At 60.8% G+C, this 18838-nt stretch carries 16 protein-coding genes; 11 read left to right on the top strand and 5 right to left on the bottom strand.

Annotated features, from left to right (window positions below; genetic code table 11):
• Positions 1-2: 2 nt before the first annotated feature.
• Positions 3-1475: a cobyric acid synthase gene (locus FQB27_RS07195; protein WP_169560230.1), complete on the top strand. Its 1473-nt coding sequence runs from the start codon at positions 3-5 to the stop codon at positions 1473-1475.
• Here FQB27_RS07195 and cbiB read toward each other — a convergent pair.
• A complete protein-coding gene (gene cbiB / locus FQB27_RS07190) occupies positions 1468-2529 on the bottom strand; it encodes an adenosylcobinamide-phosphate synthase CbiB (RefSeq protein ID WP_206374432.1) in 1062 nt (353 codons plus the stop codon). The genes FQB27_RS07195 and cbiB overlap by 8 nt on opposite strands.
• A 61-nt stretch (positions 2530-2590) precedes the next feature.
• Between cbiB and FQB27_RS07185 the strand changes: the two genes are divergently transcribed.
• From FQB27_RS07185 to cobM, 6 genes are read left to right on the top strand one after another with little or no spacing between them, the layout of a single operon-like run.
• Positions 2591-3637, top strand: a complete 1047-nt coding sequence (locus tag FQB27_RS07185; RefSeq protein WP_169560229.1) for a sirohydrochlorin chelatase — start codon at positions 2591-2593, stop codon at positions 3635-3637.
• A gap of 6 nt (positions 3638-3643) precedes the next feature.
• Entirely contained in the window at positions 3644-4282 is a 639-nt protein-coding gene (locus FQB27_RS07180) for a precorrin-8X methylmutase (RefSeq protein WP_169560228.1), read from the top strand.
• Positions 4279-5487 (top strand): precorrin-6y C5,15-methyltransferase (decarboxylating) subunit CbiE, encoded by a 1209-nt coding sequence (cbiE, locus tag FQB27_RS07175; protein ID WP_169560227.1) that lies wholly within the window; start codon positions 4279-4281, stop codon positions 5485-5487. Before FQB27_RS07180 ends, cbiE begins: the two co-directional genes overlap by 4 nt.
• A complete protein-coding gene (gene cobI / locus FQB27_RS07170; RefSeq protein WP_169560226.1) occupies positions 5484-6188 on the top strand; it encodes a precorrin-2 C(20)-methyltransferase in 705 nt (234 codons plus the stop codon). Before cbiE ends, cobI begins: the two co-directional genes overlap by 4 nt.
• On the top strand, positions 6179-8011 hold the full coding sequence (cobJ, locus tag FQB27_RS07165; RefSeq protein WP_206374430.1) for a precorrin-3B C(17)-methyltransferase: 1833 nt from the start codon (positions 6179-6181) through the stop codon (positions 8009-8011). The genes cobI and cobJ overlap by 10 nt, the downstream gene beginning before the upstream one ends.
• The gene (cobM, locus tag FQB27_RS07160) at positions 8008-8778 is read left to right on the top strand and encodes a precorrin-4 C(11)-methyltransferase (RefSeq protein ID WP_169560225.1); all 771 of its coding nucleotides are present in this window, start codon (positions 8008-8010) and stop codon (positions 8776-8778) included. Before cobJ ends, cobM begins: the two co-directional genes overlap by 4 nt.
• On the opposite strand, the gene FQB27_RS07155 is transcribed toward cobM, so the two are convergent.
• A complete protein-coding gene (locus tag FQB27_RS07155) occupies positions 8756-9499 on the bottom strand; it encodes a cobalt-precorrin-6A reductase (protein WP_169560224.1) in 744 nt (247 codons plus the stop codon). The two genes, cobM and FQB27_RS07155, sit on opposite strands and share 23 nt — an antisense overlap.
• Positions 9486-10577 (bottom strand): cobalt-precorrin-5B (C(1))-methyltransferase, encoded by a 1092-nt coding sequence (locus FQB27_RS07150; protein ID WP_169560223.1) that lies wholly within the window; start codon positions 10575-10577, stop codon positions 9486-9488. Before FQB27_RS07150 ends, FQB27_RS07155 begins: the two co-directional genes overlap by 14 nt.
• A gap of 69 nt (positions 10578-10646) precedes the next feature.
• Here FQB27_RS07150 and cobA point away from each other — a divergent pair, with 69 nt between their 5' ends.
• Genes cobA through FQB27_RS07130 form a run of 4 tightly spaced genes read left to right on the top strand, consistent with a single transcriptional unit; the run spans position 10647 to position 14102 of the window.
• Positions 10647-11462 (top strand): uroporphyrinogen-III C-methyltransferase, encoded by an 816-nt coding sequence (cobA, locus tag FQB27_RS07145; RefSeq protein WP_169560222.1) that lies wholly within the window; start codon positions 10647-10649, stop codon positions 11460-11462.
• On the top strand, positions 11459-12790 hold the full coding sequence (locus FQB27_RS07140) for a cobyrinic acid a,c-diamide synthase CobB (protein ID WP_169560221.1): 1332 nt from the start codon (positions 11459-11461) through the stop codon (positions 12788-12790). Before cobA ends, FQB27_RS07140 begins: the two co-directional genes overlap by 4 nt.
• Complete coding sequence (gene cobU / locus FQB27_RS07135; RefSeq protein WP_169560220.1) at positions 12787-13305, top strand: bifunctional adenosylcobinamide kinase/adenosylcobinamide-phosphate guanylyltransferase; 519 nt, start codon at positions 12787-12789, stop codon at positions 13303-13305. The genes FQB27_RS07140 and cobU overlap by 4 nt, the downstream gene beginning before the upstream one ends.
• A gap of 2 nt (positions 13306-13307) precedes the next feature.
• Entirely contained in the window at positions 13308-14102 is a 795-nt protein-coding gene (locus tag FQB27_RS07130; protein WP_169560219.1) for an adenosylcobinamide-GDP ribazoletransferase, read from the top strand.
• 33 nt (positions 14103-14135) lie between these two features.
• Here FQB27_RS07130 and hrpB read toward each other — a convergent pair whose 3' ends face one another.
• Positions 14136-16646, bottom strand: a complete 2511-nt coding sequence (gene hrpB, locus FQB27_RS07125; RefSeq protein ID WP_169560218.1) for an ATP-dependent helicase HrpB — start codon at positions 16644-16646, stop codon at positions 14136-14138.
• Positions 16643-18730, bottom strand: coding sequence for an efflux RND transporter permease subunit (locus FQB27_RS07120; RefSeq protein ID WP_169560217.1), 2088 nt, complete (start codon positions 18728-18730; stop codon positions 16643-16645). The genes hrpB and FQB27_RS07120 overlap by 4 nt, the downstream gene beginning before the upstream one ends.
• Positions 18731-18838: the final 108 nt, after the last annotated feature.

Below are 18838 nucleotides of genomic sequence, written 5' to 3'. Positions count from 1 at the left end.
TCATGGCACCCCACCCGAAAGCCCTGATGATACAGGGCACCGGCTCCGACGTTGGCAAGTCCCTGCTTGTCGCGGGGATGGCCCGTGCCCTCAGCAATCGGGGCCTCAGGGTCATGCCGTTCAAGCCGCAGAACATGTCCAACAATGCGGCGGTCACCAGTGAAGGCGGCGAGATCGGCCGCGCGCAAGCCCTGCAGGCCCGGGCGGCGCGGACCCCGCTTCTCAATGACATGAACCCGGTTCTGCTGAAACCGCAAACCGATGTGGGGGCTCAGGTCATCGTGCAGGGGCAAATGGTCGGCAACGTAAAGGCCCGGCAGTATCAGGACCTGAAACATACCCTTCTGGACCGGGTGCTGGAAAGTTTCCACCGCCTTGCCGGCAGCGCCGATATTGTCCTGATCGAAGGCGCGGGCAGCCCGGCCGAGGTAAACCTTCGCAAGAATGATATTGCCAATATGGGATTTGCCGAAGCGGCGGATATCCCCGTTATCCTGACCGGCGATATCGACCGCGGCGGCGTCATTGCCCAACTGGTCGGCACCTATAGTCTTTTGTCGGGCAGTGAAAAAAACCGCACCAAAGGATATCTGGTCAACAAGTTTCGCGGTGATGTCAGCCTGTTCGACGATGGCCTGACCATTATTACGGAACAAACCGGCATGGAGACTATGGGCGTGGTGCCGTTCTTCAACGATGCCAGCAAGCTCCCGCCAGAGGATGCCGCCTCCCTGCCCGCCAGAAAGCGGGGCGGGGACGCGGTCAGGATCGCCATCCCCGTCCTGTCCCGGATTGCCAATTTCGACGATTTCGACCCGCTGTTTGCGGAACCCTCGGTTCAGGTGGAAATGATCCGCCCCGGCACCCCCATCCCGGCGGGGATGGATGTGATCATCCTGCCCGGCTCAAAGGCCACGCTTGCCGACATGATCTTCCTGCGGGATCAGGGCTGGGACATCGATATTCACGCCCATGTCAGGCAGGGGGGAACCCTTGTCGGCATCTGTGGTGGCTATCAGATGCTGGGCCGCCGCCTCCATGACCCGGACGGGATCGAAGGCTCCCTCCGCGAGGTGGAAGGGTTGGGACTGCTGGATTTCACGACCACGCTGACCGGCTCGAAAAAGCTTCTGATGGAAGGGGGAACGGAAACCCTGTCCGGCACATCCGTTCAGGGATACCACATGCATGTGGGGGAATGCACCGGCCCGGCCCTGAAAGCCCCCTTCCTGCAGCTTGAATCCGGCTCTGACGGAGCCATTTCCAAGGACCGGCGGGTCATGGGGTGCTATTTGCACGGTCTGTTTGCCAATGACGCCTTTCGTCATGCCTTTCTGCACCGTACCGGGTCAGACGCCCCGCTTCTGGACAGTTTCGATGCCGGTGTGGAACAGGCCCTTGATGATCTGGCCGCCCATCTTGAAGCCCACACCCGGATCGACCGGATGCTGGAAATCGCCGAAAGGATCAGGTGAGCAGATGAACCAGCGCAATCCCGGCCAGCAGAATAAACAGCAGAATACCGCACATCCGATATATCTTGAGGGCAAGGCGGATATCGTCGGCACTTGCGGTTTTGCAGCCTTCCGGGTTCATCCAGACATCGTCAACCAGCGTCCCGCCATATTGGCGCGGCCCCGCCAGCGCAACGCCCAGCGCCCCGGCCATGGCCGCTTCCTGCCAACCGGCATTGATGCTTTTGTGATGGGCGGCATCCCGAAACAGGCCCCGCAGCGCCGCGCTGCCATGGGCCCCCGGCGTCACCCACGCGGCGAGTACAATCAGAAAGCCGGTCAGGCGCGCGGGTACAAAATTGACCACATCATCCAGACGGGCCGCGGCCTTGCCGAAATATTCGTACCGGTCCGACCGGTGCCCGATCATGCTGTCCAGCGTATTCACCGCCTTGTAGGCCAGCAGGCCGGGAAGCCCCAGCAACAGGAACCAGAACAGCGGGGCCGTGGTCCCGTCCGAGAAATTCTCGGACAGGCTTTCGATGGCGGCACGGCTGACACCGCTTTCATCCAGACTGGCCGGGTCCCGGCCCACGATATGACTGACCGCCACACGCCCGTCCTGCAAGGAAAGGCGCAAGTCCGCCTCAACCCGGGCAACCCCGTCCTGCAGGCCGCGCCATGCCACAAGACTGCTGGCAAAAAGGACAAGCAGGACAATCGTTTCTGGCAACCAGTGGGTCACCTGAACCGCGCCCATCCCCACCCAGAAGGCAAGGGATACAACACAACAGGTGGTGACCAGACCCGCGGTAAAGCGGGCCGGATTGGACCAGACCGGTCGGTTCAACGCCTGTTCGAACAGGCTGATCAGCTTTCCGATAACAACAACCGGATGCCAGATACGGCGGTACAGCGCTGCCGGGTCGCCGATCAGGCAGTCCAATGCAAAAACCGCCACGGCCAGCGTAGCGGGATCGGAAAGTCTGCCGAGCAAAACCTGAACATCAAACAACATGCCGCCAAAATGCAGCCAGCCCCTTTCAAGGTCAACCGCATTCTGGCGTCCCCTCATCCCCGACAAGAACGGGATTGTCTAATGCCGGAAGAACTCCCGGCCGGAAGTGGAGCAAGAAATGACTGAAAAAGTTGGCGTAATGGTTTGCGGGCACGGAAGCCGGGATGAAGGCGCCGTGACGGAATTCGCCGCCGTGGCCCGCGGGATTGCCGAACGCCTGCCGCAATATGAGGTTGACTCTGGCTTTTTGGAATTTGCCACCCCGATTATCCGTGATGGTCTTGACCGCCTGCGGGAAAGTGGACACCAGCATATTCTGGCGGTGCCGGGCATGCTGTTTGCCGCCGGTCACGCCAAGAACGACATTCCCTCCGTCCTGAATACCTATGCGGCGCAGCATGAGGGTCTGAAGATTTCCTACGGGCGGGAACTTGGTATTGACCTTAAAATGGTCCGCGCCGCCGGGGAGCGTATCCGCGAGGCACTGGACGCTGCGGGCGGGGATGTCCCCCTTCATGAAACCATGCTGGTCGTGGTTGGCCGGGGCGCGTCCGACCCGGATGCCAATTCCAACGTGGCCAAGGTCATGCGCATGTTGTGGGAAGGCCTTGGGTTCGGCTGGGGGGAAACCGTCTATTCCGGCGTCACCTTCCCGCTGGTGGAGCCGGGTCTGGAACATGCGGTCAAACTTGGATACAAGCGGATCGTCGTGTTCCCCTATTTCCTGTTCACCGGCATTCTGGTCAACCGGATTTATGACTATACGGACAAGGTCGCGGCGAAGAACCCGGATATCGAGTTTATCAAAGCCCCCTACCTGAATGATCACCCGCTGGTTCTGGACTGTTTTGCGGACCGGGTGCAGGAAATTCTGGAAGGCAGCAACAACATGAACTGCGGCCTTTGCAAATACCGGGAACAGGCCCTTGGCTTTGAGGATGAGGTCGGGCTGGTTCAGGAAAGCCACCATCATCATGTAGAAGGCATCGGGACAGGCCACAGTCATGGGCATGATCATGAGCACAGTCACAGCCACAGTCATAGCCACGACCATGATCATTCCCACGATCACGGGCATTCCCATGACCATGGGCATCACCACCACCCGTATCCCCATGCTGACCACCCGCTTGGTCCCGTCAGCATGAAACGCGAGGATGACTGAGCGATCATGTACGACTATATCCGGGATCCGGACGCCATCTACAGGAAGTCCTTTGCAACCGTCCAAGCGGAGGTTGACCTTACCCATATGGATGCGGACATCGGCACCCTGATCACCCGCATTGTCCATTCCTGCGGCATGCCGGAAATCGTGCCGGACATGGCGTTTCACCCGGATATTGCACGGGCCTGCCGCGAGGCCCTGAACAAGGGGTGTCCCGTTCTGGTGGATTGCGAGATGGTGTCTCATGGCATCATCCGGCGCTTCCTGCCTGCGGACAATCCTGTCATCTGTACCCTGAACGATCCGGGCACTCCCGCCTTGGCAAAGGAAATCGGCAACACCCGTTCGGCGGCAGCCGTCGAATACTGGCGCCCCCATCTGGCCGGGGCGATTATTGTTATCGGCAATGCCCCGACGGCCCTGTTTCACCTTCTGGAACTGCTGCAGGAAGGGGCACCCAAGCCTGCCGCCATTCTGGGCTTTCCCGTTGGTTTTGTGGGGGCGGCTGAATCCAAGGAGGCACTGGCCACTTTTGACCGGGACCTTCCCTTCATCACCCTGCATGGCCGCAAGGGCGGCAGTGCCATGGCCGCCGCGGCCCTGAACGCAGCCGCCACCCTGACCCGAAAGGACCCTGCATGAAACCGTGGCTCAGCATTATCGGGGTCGGGGATGATGGCCTGTCGAACCTGTCCGCCGACGCATGGGCCGCCATTGAAGGGGCGGACCTGATTATCGGCGGCGACCGGCATCTTGCCATGCTTCCCGCCGAAACAACCACCCCCACCCAAAGCTGGCCCAGCCCGCTGATGAAGCTGGTAGAAAACGTCCTTGCCCGGCGGGGGGACAACATCTGTATCCTTGCCACGGGGGATCCCATGAATTACGGGATCGGCGTCACCTTTGCCAAGCGACTGGCGGCGTCTGAAATGCGGGTCCTGCCCGCCCTGTCTGCCTTCAGTCTGGCGGCGGCGCGAATGGGTTGGGACCTGTCCCGGACGGTCACCCTGACCCTGCACGGACGCCCGCTGGAACTGATCCTGCCCCATCTGGTACCGGGTGCCCGTATTCTGGCCCTGTCCGATAATGGCCAAACGCCCGCAAACGTCGCTGCCCTGCTGACCGAAACGGGTTTTGGCCCGTCCAGCCTGACCGTTCTTGAACATATGGGCGGGACACGCGAAGCCCGGCAGGAAGGAACCGCCAAAGACTGGCCTGCCAGCAACAGCGAGGACCTGAACACCTTGGCCATTCAGGTGGCAGCAGACCCCGGCACGCCGGTTTATCCAACCACACCGGGCCTGCCGGATGATGCCTTTTTCCACGACGGGCAGATTACCAAACAGGAAGTCCGCGCCGTGACGGCGGCCGCCCTCTCTCCCCTTCCCGGTGAACGGCTTTGGGATATCGGGGCGGGGTCCGGCTCTGTCGGGATTGAATGGATGCGATGCTCCCCCCTCAATCAGGCCATTGCCGTGGAAACCCGCGAAGACCGGGTCCGCATGATCGAGAGGAACCGCCTGAAGCTGGGGGTTCCCGGCCTGCAAATCATTCAAGGAATGGCCCCGGATTGCCTTGCGGACCTGCCATCCCCCGATGCCGTCTTCATTGGCGGCGGCATCAATACCCCCAGCCTGTTTGAAGCCTGCTGGCAGGCCCTTCAGCCCGGCGGGCGGCTGATCATCAATACGGTTACCACCGAAGGCGAAGCCCGAATACTGGCCTTGCACCAGTCTTTTGGCGGAAGCCTGACCCGGCTGAACATTGCCCGGTCCCAGAAAATCGGGCGTTTCACAAGCTGGAAGCCCTTTCGCGAAGTCACCCAGTTAAGATTGGTAAAACCATGACCGGCACCCTTTATGGTCTCGGGATCGGTCCGGGAGACCCCGACCTGATCACCCTGAAAGCCCTGAAAATATTGCATGCCGCCCCCGTGCTGGCCTATCCGACTCTGGAGGATGGAAACAGTCTGGCGCGGGCCATTGTGGCCCCGCACCTGTCCGGCCTGCACACGGAAATCCCGATCCGTATCCCCATGACCACAGCCCGAAAGCCCGCACAGGATGCCTATGACCGGGCGGCCATCGACCTGAAATCCCATCTGGATGACGGGCATGATGTTGCGGTCCTGTGTGAAGGGGATCCGTTCTTTTACGGGTCCTTCATGTATCTTTTTGGCCGAATTGCGGAAAGCCACCGGGTGGAAGTGGTGCCCGGCGTGTCGTCGCTGACCGCCTGTGCCACCGCCTTGCAGGCCCCGCTTTCCGCCCGCAATGACGTCCTGACGGTGCTTCCTGCCCCCCTTGCCGATGATGCGCTCAGAAGCCGTATGGAACAGGCCGACAGTCTGGCCATCATGAAGGTTGGCCGCCATTTCGGACGGATCAGGTCGCTGATCCGGGATATGGGGCTGTCGGACAAGGCCCGCTATATCGAACGGGCAACACTGGAAACCCAAAAAATTCTTTCCCTGGAGGAGGTGCCCACCGACGTGGCACCCTATTTTTCAATGATTTTGATCCATAAACGGGGGCAGGCATGGAAATGATGCCCGCCCCGGCCCTGATCCTGCTCAATGAAAGCGGCCGCGAAACAGCCCTGAAACTTCAGCAATTCTTCCCGGAAGCCCTTGTTCACGGGCTGGCCGGCCGCGTTGACGATGCGGATATCCAGTTCCGGCAAACGGCCCGCCACCTGCAGGAACTCTACAAGAACAACACCCCCATTATCGGCATCTGCGCATCGGCCATACTGGTGCGTTGTCTGGCACCGGCACTGGAAAACAAGAATGTGGAACCGCCGGTTCTTGCGGTGTCCGATACAGGCGACATGGTGGTTCCCCTGCTGGGCGGCCATCATGGGGCCAATGACATGGCCCGGTTGCTGGCCGCGCATCTGAACGGACAGGCCGCCATCACCACCGCCAGTGACCTGCATTTCAAAATTGCCCTCGACAATCCGCCTGCCGATCTGCACCTTGCCAACCCGGAAGATATGAAAACCTTTGCCGGGCATTTGCTTTCCGGCAGAAAAGTCCGTCTGGAAGGGGATCATCCGTGGCTGACCCAATCCGGCCTACCCCTTGATGAGGCTGGTGACCTGTCCATCGTCGTCACCCCGAAAAAGGTAAAGGGATCGCCGGAAAAACTCGTTTACCATCCCAAAACACTCGCCCTCGGGATCGGGTGTGAACGCTATGCCTCCCGCAAGGAGGTCACCCGTCTGGTTCTCGACACACTGGAACAGGCCGGGATCAGCCGCCATGCCATCGGCGCGGTCTCGTCCATCGATGTCAAGATGGATGAAGCGGCGGTTCATGCCGTGGCCGCCCTGTTCGGTCATCAGGCCCGCTTCTTCTCCGCCGCTGAACTGGAGGCCCAGACCCCGAAACTACAAAACCCGTCTGACGTTGTGTTCCGCGAAGTCGGCTGTCATGGGGTCAGTGAAGGCGCGGCACTGGCCGCTGCAGGACCGGATAGTCAGCTTCTGGTGCCAAAACACAAATCCCGCCGGGCCACCTGCGCCCTTGCAGAAAGCCCAGAGCCCATTGATCCGACCGTGATCGGGCGGCCGCAGGGCAAACTGTCGGTCATCGGGATCGGCCCGGGGCAGGACGGTTGGCGCACACCGGAAGCCTCCCGCCTGATCGGGGAGGCAACCGATTTGGTGGCCTATGGTCTGTATCTGGACCTGCTGGGCGACAGTATCGCCGGTAAGGTTCGTCATAATTTCGGCCTCGGAGAAGAGGAAAAGCGGGTTCGTGCCGCGCTTGACCTTGCCGCGACCGGAAAGAATGTCGCGCTTGTATCTTCTGGCGATATCGGCATTTACGCCATGGCGACGCTTGTCTTCGAACTGATACAGGTGGAAAAGCGCACCGATTGGGACCGGCTTGAGATTGAGGTCACACCTGGCATTTCCGCACTGCAAGCGGCGGCGGCCCGTGCCGGGGCCCCGCTTGGCCACGATTTCTGCACCATTTCCCTGTCCGACCTTCTTACCCCGTGGGATGCCATTGAAAAGCGGATCAAGGCGGCGGCTGTAGGCGATTTCGTCATTTCCTTCTATAATCCGGTATCCCTGAAAAGACGGACCCAGCTTCATGCAGCCCGGGACATCCTGCTGCAACACCGGCCTGCCAACACACCGGTCATCATTGCCCGCAATCTGGGCAGGCAGGATGAAACCGTCATCCACACCACCCTGCAGGATCTGGACCCGGAAACCGTCGACATGCTGACCCTTGTCATGGTCGGCTCCAGCGAAAGCCGGACAACCACAACCAATACCGGCGCCCGCACATGGGCCTATACCCCGCGGGGATATGCCGGAAAGATGAAAGTTTCCCTTCAGGAAAAGGATAAGAAATGACCGTCCATTTTATCGGTGCCGGCCCCGGCGCTGCCGACCTGATCACCCTTCGCGGGCGGGACCTGATTGCCTCCTGCCCGGTGTGCCTGTATGCGGGATCACTGGTGCCGGAAGAAATTCTGGGCCACGCCCCCGCCGATGCCCATATCGTCGATACGGCGTCCCTGCATCTTGACGAGATCATTGCCGAAATGGTCACGGCCCATGAAAAAGGGCTGGATGTGGCGCGGGTGCATTCCGGCGATCCGTGCCTGTACGGCGCAACCGGCGAACAGATGCGCCGGCTCGACGCGCTTGGGATAGAATACACCATCACGCCGGGGGTGCCCGCTTTTGCCGCTGCGGCCGCAACGCTGAAAGCCGAATTTACCCTGCCCGATGTCAGCCAGACCATCGTCCTGACGCGGACCTCCATGAAGGCGACCGCCATGCCCAACCGGGAAGATCTGGACACGCTTGGATCTTCCGGGGCGACGCTGGCCATTCACCTGTCGGTTCGGAACCTCCGCAAGGTCAGCGCCGACCTGATCCCCCACTATGGGGAGGATTGTCCCGTTGCCGTGGTTTACCGCGCCAGTTGGCCGGACGAGGTGGTAATCCGGGGCACCCTTGCGGATATTCAGGAAAAAGTCCGCGCCGCCAAGATCACGCGCACCGCCCTGATCATTGTGGGGCGGGTTCTGGAAGCGGAAGGCTGGCGGGACAGCGCCCTTTACCATGCCGATCATGTCCATGTATTGCGCCCTAGGAAAAAGACGCAAGGATAGGGGCAAGGTCATCCATGTTGAAAATTTCCCGCGAGGCCGGCAAGGCCGGACGGGAAATCACCATCACCGGAACCCCGGCTCTGCGGGCGGCCTCAATCTTGGCATAGGTTGCCGCCCCGCCGCTGTTTTTGCTGACCACAAGGTCAATCCGGTGGTCCCGAAGCAGGGCCAGTTCATCCTCCCTATGAAACGGTCCCTTCCCCCGGATTTCCCGAACGACAGAATTTCCCGGCCTGAACGCCACGGGTTCCACACTCCGCACCAGAAAATACCGCCCCGGCAAGGCGGCAAAGGCCCCGACCTCCTGACGGCCAACGCTCAGGAATATGCGCTTGTACCCGTCCATCCGGGCGGCCGCATCCGCCATATCCCGGGCCTCAATCCACCGGTCCCCCGGCACAGCGTCCCACGGCGGCCTTGAATACCGGACATAGGCCACGCCCAGACGGTCGCAGGATTGCACTGCCTGCCGTGTCATGGCCGCCGCAAAGGGATGGGTGGCATCCACAACCAGATCGATTGCCTGCTCTTTCAAGAACGCATCAAGCCCGCCGCGGGCGCGGAACCCGCCGCTGATCACCTGTCCCTGCAATGTTGGCGGAAGACGGGTTCGCCCGGCCAGCGATGTCACAAGATCAACCGACGGCCTGTCCCCTAGCCAGCGGTTCAGGGCGACTGCCTCGCCCGTTCCGCCCAAAAGCAAAACCCTAACCCCTGTCACGGCCACTTTCCCCGGCCAAACGGCCTTTCCGGTCAAAGATCAAAACGTCCACGCAAGGACTGCCCGCGATACCTTCCGCCACGCTGCGGGCCTTGGCGGCCACATAATCCGCCAACGGGATATCCTGCTCCCGTGCCAGTTCCAGAACCTGCATGGCGGTATTGGCCGTCTTGCAGGCCTGCTGTACCGATGCCGAAGCCCCAAGATGGGCCAGCGCCTCCGCCAGCCAGACAAAATCCACCGCGCTTCGCCCGGAATGAAGGTCCATATGACCCTGCGCCAGTTTTGTGAATTTGGCAAAGCCCCCCGCAAGGGTCACTTTTTCAACAGGATGCCGCTTCAGGTATTTAAGGACCCCGCCTGCGAAATCCCCCATATCCAGCAGCGCATGATCCGGCAGGTTATAAATCGCCTGCGCGGCTTTTTCCGATGTGGACCCGGTGGAGGCAATCACATGGGTCGCCCCGGCGGCCCGCGCCACGTCAATTCCCCGGTGCAGCGACGCAATCCACGCCGCGCAGGAATAGGGAACGACCACTCCGGTCGTGCCCAAAATCGACAATCCGCCGATAATCCCAAGCCGCCCGTTCATGGTATGGCGGGCCAGTTCCTCCCCATTTTCAACGCCCACCTCGATCTGGAAATCTGGGGCAACCCCCGCTTGCCCGGCCAGTTCCTCAACAACCTGCCGCATCATCTGGCGGGGCACCGGATTGATGGCGGGCTCCCCGACCTCAAGAGGCAGGCCTTCGCGGGTCACGGTACCGACCCCCTCTCCGGCCCGAAAGGTAACACCGGTGCCTTTCCCCCCGTGCCGGACGGTCACGATGATACGGGCCAGATGGGTCACATCAGGATCATCCCCCGCATCCTTGATGATGCTGACGGTTGCCTCTCCCTCATCCAGTCTCTCTGTCGCCAGTGGGAAAGACGGTGTCTGCCCCTTGGGCAGGGTAATGCTGACCGGGTCCGGGAACGTCCCCGACAACAATGCGGATAATGCCGCCTTGGTGCCCGCCGTGGCACATGCCCCGGTGGTCCAGCCAAATCGCAGTTTTTTTGGTACCTCGTCACTCATGATCATATTTATAAGCCTCAGCCGAAGGGATGACTAGGCAGTAACAAATTTGATGTGTAAAAGAGGCATATGGACAAGATACTCGGAAAAATTCCTGACTTTAAACCGGGAAGCGTATGGCTTCTGGGCGCCGGACCCGGCGATCCGGGCCTGCTCACCCTTTATGCGGTCGCAGCCTTGCAGCAGGCAGACATCCTCGTCTATGACGCCCTCGTCAGCAAGGACATTCTGGAACTGACCGGCCCCGGCTGTATTCTGGAATATGCCGGGAAGCGGGGCGGCAAGCCGTCTGCCAAGCAAAAGGATATTTCCGAGCGACTGGTGGCCCTTGCAAAAGAAGGGAAACGGGTTCTCCGCCTGAAGGGGGGCGACCCCTATATCTTCGGGCGCGGCGGCGAAGAGGCCCTGACGCTGAAGGCAAACAATATCCCGTTCCGGGTTATTCCCGGCGTCTCGTCGGGCGTTGGCGGGCTGGCCTTTGCGGGAATCCCGCTGACCCATCGGGACACCAATTCGGCGGCGACCTTCGTCACCGGTCATGACGCCAGCGGCGAGGTCCCCAGTGTTAACTGGGAACATATCGCCAAGGGCTCACCGGTCATTGTGATCTATATGGGCATGAAGCATATCGCCATCATCACGGAAAAGCTGATGGGATATGGGCGGTCCGCCGATGAACCGGTTGCGATCATCGCCGATGCCACCACCGAACGGCAGAAAGTCCTGACAACCACTCTGTCCCGCGCCACCGACGATGTGGCAAAAAGCGGAATTGAGCCCCCCGCGCTGATCGTGGTGGGCCATGTGGTGGATCTTCATCACAAGCTGGACTGGTTCACGCAGGAAGCCAACAAGCAGAATAATCCGTCCGGGGATCGGGATTGACCTCCGCCGCCGCACCTGCTGTTCTGGTTGCGGCCCCGTCTTCCGGTTCCGGCAAGACGGTGATCACCCTGTCCCTGCTCCGCGCCTTTCGGAACAGGGGAATATCGGTTGGCTCCTTCAAGACGGGGCCAGACTATATCGATCCGGCCTTTCATGCCGCGGCGTCTGGCAACCCCTGCATCAACCTTGATCCCTGGGCCATGCGACCCGAAACAATTCACGGCCTTGCCGGGCATCTGTCCGCACATAACGACCTGATTATGGGCGAGGGGGTCATGGGCCTGTTTGACGGGGCACGGGATGGCTCCGGGTCCACCGCCGACTTGGCGGCCCTTCTGGATATTCCCGTGATCCTGATTGTGGATGCCAAAGGCATGTCCCAAAGCGCCGCTGCCCTGATCAAGGGGTTTGCCACCTTTCGGCGCGACGTTCGCATTGCGGGCGTACTGTTCAATCGGGTGGGCAGCGCCGTTCACAAGACCATGCTGGCCGATGCCTGCCGACAGGCTGGTGTTCCGCCGTTGGGATTTGTTCCCCGATCGACAAGCCTGCAACTGGAGCATCGACACCTCGGCCTTGTTCAGGCCCGCGAAAAACTGGGTATGGACGGGTTTCTGGATGCCGCAGCCCAGATTGTCGCAGAAAATGTTGATCTGGACCTGATCCGCGATATGGCCTGCCCCGCCCGGACGGGATCACCCGCCGCGCCGCCGACCACAACGGTTCCCGCCCCCGGCCGCACCATCGCGGTGGCAGAGGATGACGCCTTTTCCTTCACCTATCCCCATATCCTGATGGGATGGCGAAACGCGGGAGCCGAAATCCGCTTTTTCTCGCCGCTCCGGGATGAGGCACCTGCCCAGGATACGGATTTCATCTTTCTTCCCGGCGGTTATCCCGAGCTCCATGCGGAACGGCTTTCCGGCAACGACCAATTCCGGGCCGGAATGCGATCAGCCGCGGAAAAAGGGACCTTCATTTACGGCGAATGCGGGGGGTTTATGACCCTGTCCCGGAGCCTGACGGACAGGACCGGCAAAACCCACCCCATGCTGGACTTGCTGCCGGTTCACACATCCTTTGAAAAGCCGCGCATCCATCTGGGATACCGGCGGGTTCAGCTTTGCGGTGCCTCCCCCTTCGGGCAAGCGGGCGACGCATTCATGGCCCACGAATTTCACTATGCCGATGCGGTGCCCGAACAGGGCGCAACACCGCTGTTCACCGCAACGAACGCAGCCGGGGACGATCTTGGCGCGGTCGGGGTGCGCCGTGGGTCCGTTTCCGGGTCCTTTATTCACCTGATTGACAAGGGGATATCCTCATGACCGATAGGGGCAACACGGTTCTGGTTTTGGGCGGGGCACGGTCCGGGAAAAGTCGTTTCGCGGAAAATCTGGCCCGAAAAGCAGGCCTGCCCCTGACCTATCTGGCAACCGGGCAGGCGTTCGATGCGGAAATGCAGGACAGGATCGACCTGCACCGCCGGGACCGGGGGCCAGACTGGACCACGGTTGAAGAACCGCTTGAACTGACAGCCACCCTGCAAAAAGTCAGCAAACCCGATACGGTCATCCTTGTCGATTGCCTGACCTTGTGGGTGTCCAACATGATGGCCGCAGAACGGGATGTGGAAAAGGAAGGCCGGCTTCTGGCCCAAACCCTTCCCACCCTTCCGGGACAGGTGATTTTTGTCTCCAACGAGGTTGGGCAGGGCATTGTCCCTGACAACCCCATGGCCCGCGCCTTTCGGGATTTCGCAGGGCGCCTCCATCAGGAAATGGCGGTCATGGCGAATACCGTCTATTTTGTCACTGCCGGATTGCCCCAGAAACTGAAATAACCATGCAGAATACCCCTCATCCTGACCGCCCCGGTTATCAGCCCGGCTGGATCAATGATTTTCTGGTCGCGACTGTCTTTCTGACCCGACTGCCGATCCGGCTTCGTTTTCATTTCTCCATGCCCGCGCTAATGACGGCCTGCCGTGCCTTCCCGCTGGTCGGCGTGATCGTGGGGGGCCTGTCCGGTGGGGTTTTCTGGCTTGCCACCCTGATCGGGCTGCCCGCCCTGCCCGCCGCCTTTCTGGCCCTTGCCGCGCAGGCCCTTGTCACCGGCGCCTTGCATGAAGATGCCATCGGGGATGTGGCCGACGGTTTTGGCGGTGGGGGCACACGGGACAAGAAAATGGAAATCATGCGGGACAGCCGGGTCGGGACCTATGCGGTTGTCACGCTGATCCTGCTGATCGGCCTGAAGGCGGCGGCAATCTCCAGCCTTGGGGACCCGTTGCAGGTACTGGTCATTCTCATGATTGCCGCCGCAGTCAGCCGGGGCATGATTGTCTGGGCACTTCGGTTCCTGCCCGCCGCGCGAACCGATGGCCTTGGCGCCAGCGCAGGAAAACCCTCCCTTGTTACCTGCCTCTGGTCTCTCGGGCTGTGTGTCCTGTTGACCCTTTTATGCGTGGGCGTCGTTCAGGGCGCAGTGCTGCTGCTGGCCGGGACCCTGGGTGCGGCACTGATGGCGGAAATTGCCCGGCGGCAAATCGGCGGCCAGACCGGCGATGTGCTTGGCAGCATCCAGCAGATCAGCGAAACAGTTATCCTTCTTGCTGCCCTGTCCCTGATCTCTGCCTGACGCGAATACTGACGCAGGTGCAGACATCCGCACCTACCCCTTCCGGGGCTTGGCTCGGGCTGTCGGCTCTGCCACCATCGGATCATCGGGCCAGTAATGCTTTGGATACTGCCCCTTCAAATCCTTTTTCACTGCCGTGTAAGAGTTTTTCCAGAACCCACCCAGATCGCGGGTGATCTGGGCCGGGCGGCGTGCCGGGCTCAGCAGGTGAATAGACACGGCGATAGAACCATCCGCCACCACCGGACCTTCCGCCTGCCCGAACATTTCCTGAATACGGACGGCCAGAACCGGAATGTCCGGGTCTGAATAATCCAGCCGCAGACGGCTACCCGTGGGGGCCTCGAAAAAGGCTGGCGCAAACCGGTCCAGCGCTTCCTGCTGCTCCCAGCTCAAGCTGCCTTTCAGAATTTCGTACAAGTCAAGACGTTCCAGATCGGACAGGGTTGTCTTTCCGGCCAGATAAGGCATCAGCCAATCTTCCAGACTGTCCAGCAATACGGGGTCCGAAAAGTCCGGCCACCCACCCGGCTTGGCGTCATGCTTGCGGGCAAAGGCGACCCGGTCGATCAGGCCCCGGCTGGCCGGGGACCACGGAAGAATACGCATCTGCTTGCCCCGCACCAGATCGCAAAGCGCCTTGGCCACCAAATCTGCGGGCGGCGACTTGATCCGCGTCTCGTCCAGAACAAGGGCCCCGATTTTCCGCTCTTCCAGCGCGATGATCTTTTCTTTCTGATCGTCCCAAAAGACACGGGTCTCGGTGCGGATATCCTGTTCGAACCGATCCATCAAATCACTGTAGGTAATCGCGGCGGCAAGATAGATTTGCGCATCCCGGCCCCGCCCTTCCAGATCGGCGACGACCAGATAAGGCTCGCCCTGCAAGGCATCATTTTCAGGCAGAACCGCCCCCCGTCCCCCGGACAGACGATAGTTTCGTGCACTTTTCTTGCGCAATTCCCCAATACGGTCGGGATAGCCAAAGGCCAACACAATGCCAACCGCCTCGACAGCCCCCGGCTCACGTCCGGCTTTCATCCGGCGGCGCAGATCATCCGCATTCCGCATGATCTGGCGGATGCGCACATCCTTGTCCCGGCCCTGCCGCGCGGCGTTCATGCGGACAAGGCGATGCCGAATATCGGAATTGGGGAACTCCCGGTTTCGAGGGACGAAATCCCGCTCTGACAGCAGGGCTGCCAGATCACAGGCAAGGCCCTGCTCGCCTATCTCTGCGGCCTTGATCACCATTGCAGCAAGGCGCGGATGCAGGGGCAGACGTACCATCTGCAGCCCCAAGGGCAATATCCGCCCTTCATCATCAATGCCCCCCAGCGCGGTCAGAAGATCCCGCGCCTGCCCCATCAACCCATCCGGCGGCGGCGTCATCCAGTGCAGTTCCTGAAGGTCCGTGACGCCCCATTTGGCAAGTTCCAGCGCCAGGGCCGCCAAGTCGGCGACGGCGATTTCCGGTTCTGCATGGGGCAGCAGCCCCCGGTCTTCCGCTTCCGACCAAAGACGGTAACAAATACCGGGTCCCATACGTCCCGCCCGGCCCCGCCGCTGATCGGCAGAGGCCCGACTGACACGGCGGGTTTCAAGACGGCTCATGCCGCTGTTGGGGTCGAATATGGGAGAACGGGCCAGACCCGCATCCACCACGACACGAACGCCTTCGATGGTCAGACTGGTTTCCGCAATATCGGTCGCCAGAACAATTTTCCGCCGCCCCTCCCTGTCTGGAAACAGGGCCCGGTCCTGCTCCTGCTGTGACAGGTTCCCATAAAGCGGAAGAACGACCGTATCCGCCGGGACAACGGATTTAAGCGCCGTGGCCGTCCGGTTAATCTCGCCCGCGCCCGGCAGGAAAACAAGAATATCGCCCTGTTCCTGCTGCAGGATTGTCTTCAGGCAATCGGCGGTGGGCCCCTCAACCCGTTTTTGGGTGAACCGGCCGAAATAACGTGTTTCCACAGGGAACATCCGGCCATCACTTTGAACAACCGGCGCCCCGCCCAGAAGATCGGCCACCCGTTCCGTATCCAGCGTGGCCGACATAACCACCAGACGCAAATCATCGCGCAGGATTTCCTGGGATTGCAGGGCAAGGGCCAGCCCCAAATCCGTATTCAGGTTCCGCTCGTGAAACTCATCAAAGATCAGGGCCCCCACTTCCGACAGATCCGGGTCTTCCTGAAGCATGCGGGTCAGGATCCCTTCGGTCACCACCTCGATCCGGGTCTTCGCCCCAACACGGGTGTCCAGCCTTATGCGGTATCCGACCGTCTCGCCAACCTCTTCACCCAGAAGGTCGGCCATGCGCCGCGCCGCGGCACGGGCGGCAAGGCGTCTTGGCTCCAGCATGATAATCTTTTTCCCGTCCAGCGCCGTCAGTCGCAACAGCCAAAGGGGGACCGTCGTCGTCTTACCGGCACCCGGCGGTGCCTGCAGCACGGCGCGGTTCCCCACTTCAAGGATTTGGACAAGACGGGGCAGGACTTCCTCGACAGGAAGACCGGTTTCTGGAATTTCAATGGTCATGCTTTTCCGGTGAACTTCTGGGTCATCCTCAACAGATACGGGAACAGGGTCAGGGATGCAACGGCGGCAATCACCGCCCCCATGATGATCCCGAGCCCAAAACGGATGGTCGGCGGAAAGCCGGAGGCTGAAAAAATCAGGAAGCCCAGCGTTATAATCCCGGAGGAGGCAACGATACCCGTCCCTTGTTCACGCAGGGCCGATGCAATCGACCGGGCGGGAGCGCCCCCCTTTTTGGAAGATCGGCGGATGGCAAGGACAAGATGTATCAGCGCATCCACGGCCAGCCCCACCGACACGGTAACCGCCGGCGCGGATATGATATCAATCGGGATGCGAAACGTCCCGTAATAGCCGAGCGTAATGGCCGGGATAATGGCCGCCGTCAGGGTCATGACCCCGGCGACAAGCCCCTTTCGCGTCAGCAGAAAAGAGATCAGGAAGAACAGCCCCAGAAGACTGATAACACCGCCGACAAGGCTTTTGGACACCAGCGCGGACAGCCGCCCCTGCAACATGTAAACCCCACCGCTCAGGTCCAGATGGAACCCGGCGGATGACACGACCCCTTCCAACTCCTGCATCACCTCTGCCCGCGGGCGATCCCGCCCCTGTTCTTTCATGCGCAGCAGATACAGGGCCTGTGTCCGGTCCGGGTCCAGAAAACTGCTGGCTACGTTCTGGTTGGCCTCCAATGACAGCAGCGTCACGATCTCGCGCCAAGGCAACAGAAAGGCAAGCGGATGGTTATTTGCCTCTGCCATCAGGGCGGGCAACGACAGAACGGTTCCCACCTGATCATGGCGCGCAAGATCATGATGCAATGTCCAAAGCTGTTCATAGGATTGAGCCGTATCCAGCCGTTCCCCGTCTTTTCGCGACACCACAAGCTGCAACGGACTGCTGCCGCCATTCTCATCAATCCGGGCCAGCCCGCGCTCGATGTCACCGCCCTTCTTGAAATAGGCAAGAAGCCCCGGATCCGTATTCAGGAACGGCAGACCCACCGCCAGCAGAACCACCAAGCCGACCAGAAGAACGCTCCCGCCCCTGGAAAGTACGCCAACTCGGGATTTCTTCTCCCGCTCCTGCCGCGGCGGGACAGGCGGTCGGCGCACATAGAGCAGAAAAGCCGGATATATCAGGAAGGTCACACCCAGGGCCGACAGCACCCCGACCATCCCCCCGGCCCCCAACTGGCGCAGCGGTTCGGCCGGGACCAGTATCAGGGACATAAAGCCCAGAAACGTGGTCACGCCGCACCAGAAAGCCGGATAGGCCGTCCGGCGAACCGCGTCCCGCATGCGGGCAATCCCGTCACTGACATCTGTCCGAAGCCAGTTATTGGTCAGGTAGATAATCTGCGACTGGGTCAGGACAAACACGATAATGGCAAGATTGGCCGTCAGGATGCCAATGGGTTGCCCCATAAAATGCAGGGCCAGCAGGGTTGCGAAAATGGCCGATATGCCGCTAACCGCCCCGCCCAGCGCCACCACCGGAGAGCGGAACACCACCCACAGCAATCCGGCAAAAATCACCAGCGCAAGGGTACTGAACAGCTTCATGTCCCGCACCAGATTTTTCCTGATCTGCTCGGCGATATAGGGCATCCCCGACATCGAAAGCCGGCCGATGCCGCCTGCGGCTTCCGATTGGCTTGCCATCTGTTCAATTACCGGGACCAGCGACACCGCCTGCCTTTCATCCAGAAAGACAATGATCAAGGTGGCTTGTTCGTCCCGACTGATCAGCAAGGGGCGCCAGAACGGGCTGTCCATGGCGGCGGCCAGACTTTCCGGCCCCGATGCGATACTGAGAACACGGGTAATCCCCGGCAGATTGCCAAGACGGTCTGTCAGTTTCTGGATGGCCCGCCCGTACCCGGGATTGTGGATATCGTCACTGGCCGCACTCAGAATAACGAATTCATCGGCCGGGAAAATTTCGCCAATCCTCTGCGCTCCCACCAGCTCCGGGTCGTTACTGCCAAAAAAGAAGTCGGCCCCGATCCTTGGTCGAAGATCGACGAAAATGATAAACAGGACCGCCAGAAGAAGGGCCGCCATCCCGGCCGCTGCCATCCTTTTCCCCGCTATTCGCGCTGTCGCCTGATCCTTCATTCCCGCCTTGCGTCTTTTGTCGCGTGCCGCCCCATGATGTCGGGACTTCCCACAGGTGACAAGCCTTTG

The organism is Sneathiella chinensis (genome assembly GCF_012720115.1).
GTDB lineage: Bacteria > Pseudomonadota > Alphaproteobacteria > Sneathiellales > Sneathiellaceae > Sneathiella > Sneathiella chinensis.
The sequence above is the reverse complement of the archived record's forward strand: the minus strand, read 5'-3'. Positions and strand labels throughout refer to the sequence as shown.

Coding starts and splice junctions, on each gene's coding strand:
- cobA (WP_169560222.1), top strand. CDS start 10,647: ATGGACAAGATACTCGGAAAAATTCCTGACTTTAAACCGGGAAGCGTA.
- FQB27_RS07130 (WP_169560219.1), top strand. CDS start 13,308: ATGCAGAATACCCCTCATCCTGACCGCCCCGGTTATCAGCCCGGCTGG.
- cobI (WP_169560226.1), top strand. CDS start 5,484: ATGACCGGCACCCTTTATGGTCTCGGGATCGGTCCGGGAGACCCCGAC.
- cbiB (WP_206374432.1), bottom strand. CDS start 2,529: ATGAGGGGACGCCAGAATGCGGTTGACCTTGAAAGGGGCTGGCTGCAT.
- hrpB (WP_169560218.1), bottom strand. CDS start 16,646: ATGACCATTGAAATTCCAGAAACCGGTCTTCCTGTCGAGGAAGTCCTG.
- FQB27_RS07180 (WP_169560228.1), top strand. CDS start 3,644: ATGTACGACTATATCCGGGATCCGGACGCCATCTACAGGAAGTCCTTT.
- cobM (WP_169560225.1), top strand. CDS start 8,008: ATGACCGTCCATTTTATCGGTGCCGGCCCCGGCGCTGCCGACCTGATC.
- cbiE (WP_169560227.1), top strand. CDS start 4,279: ATGAAACCGTGGCTCAGCATTATCGGGGTCGGGGATGATGGCCTGTCG.
- FQB27_RS07150 (WP_169560223.1), bottom strand. CDS start 10,577: ATGAGTGACGAGGTACCAAAAAAACTGCGATTTGGCTGGACCACCGGG.
- FQB27_RS07195 (WP_169560230.1), top strand. CDS start 3: ATGGCACCCCACCCGAAAGCCCTGATGATACAGGGCACCGGCTCCGAC.
- FQB27_RS07120 (WP_169560217.1), bottom strand. CDS start 18,730: ATGGCAGCGGCCGGGATGGCGGCCCTTCTTCTGGCGGTCCTGTTTATC.
- cobU (WP_169560220.1), top strand. CDS start 12,787: ATGACCGATAGGGGCAACACGGTTCTGGTTTTGGGCGGGGCACGGTCC.
- FQB27_RS07185 (WP_169560229.1), top strand. CDS start 2,591: ATGACTGAAAAAGTTGGCGTAATGGTTTGCGGGCACGGAAGCCGGGAT.
- cobJ (WP_206374430.1), top strand. CDS start 6,179: ATGGAAATGATGCCCGCCCCGGCCCTGATCCTGCTCAATGAAAGCGGC.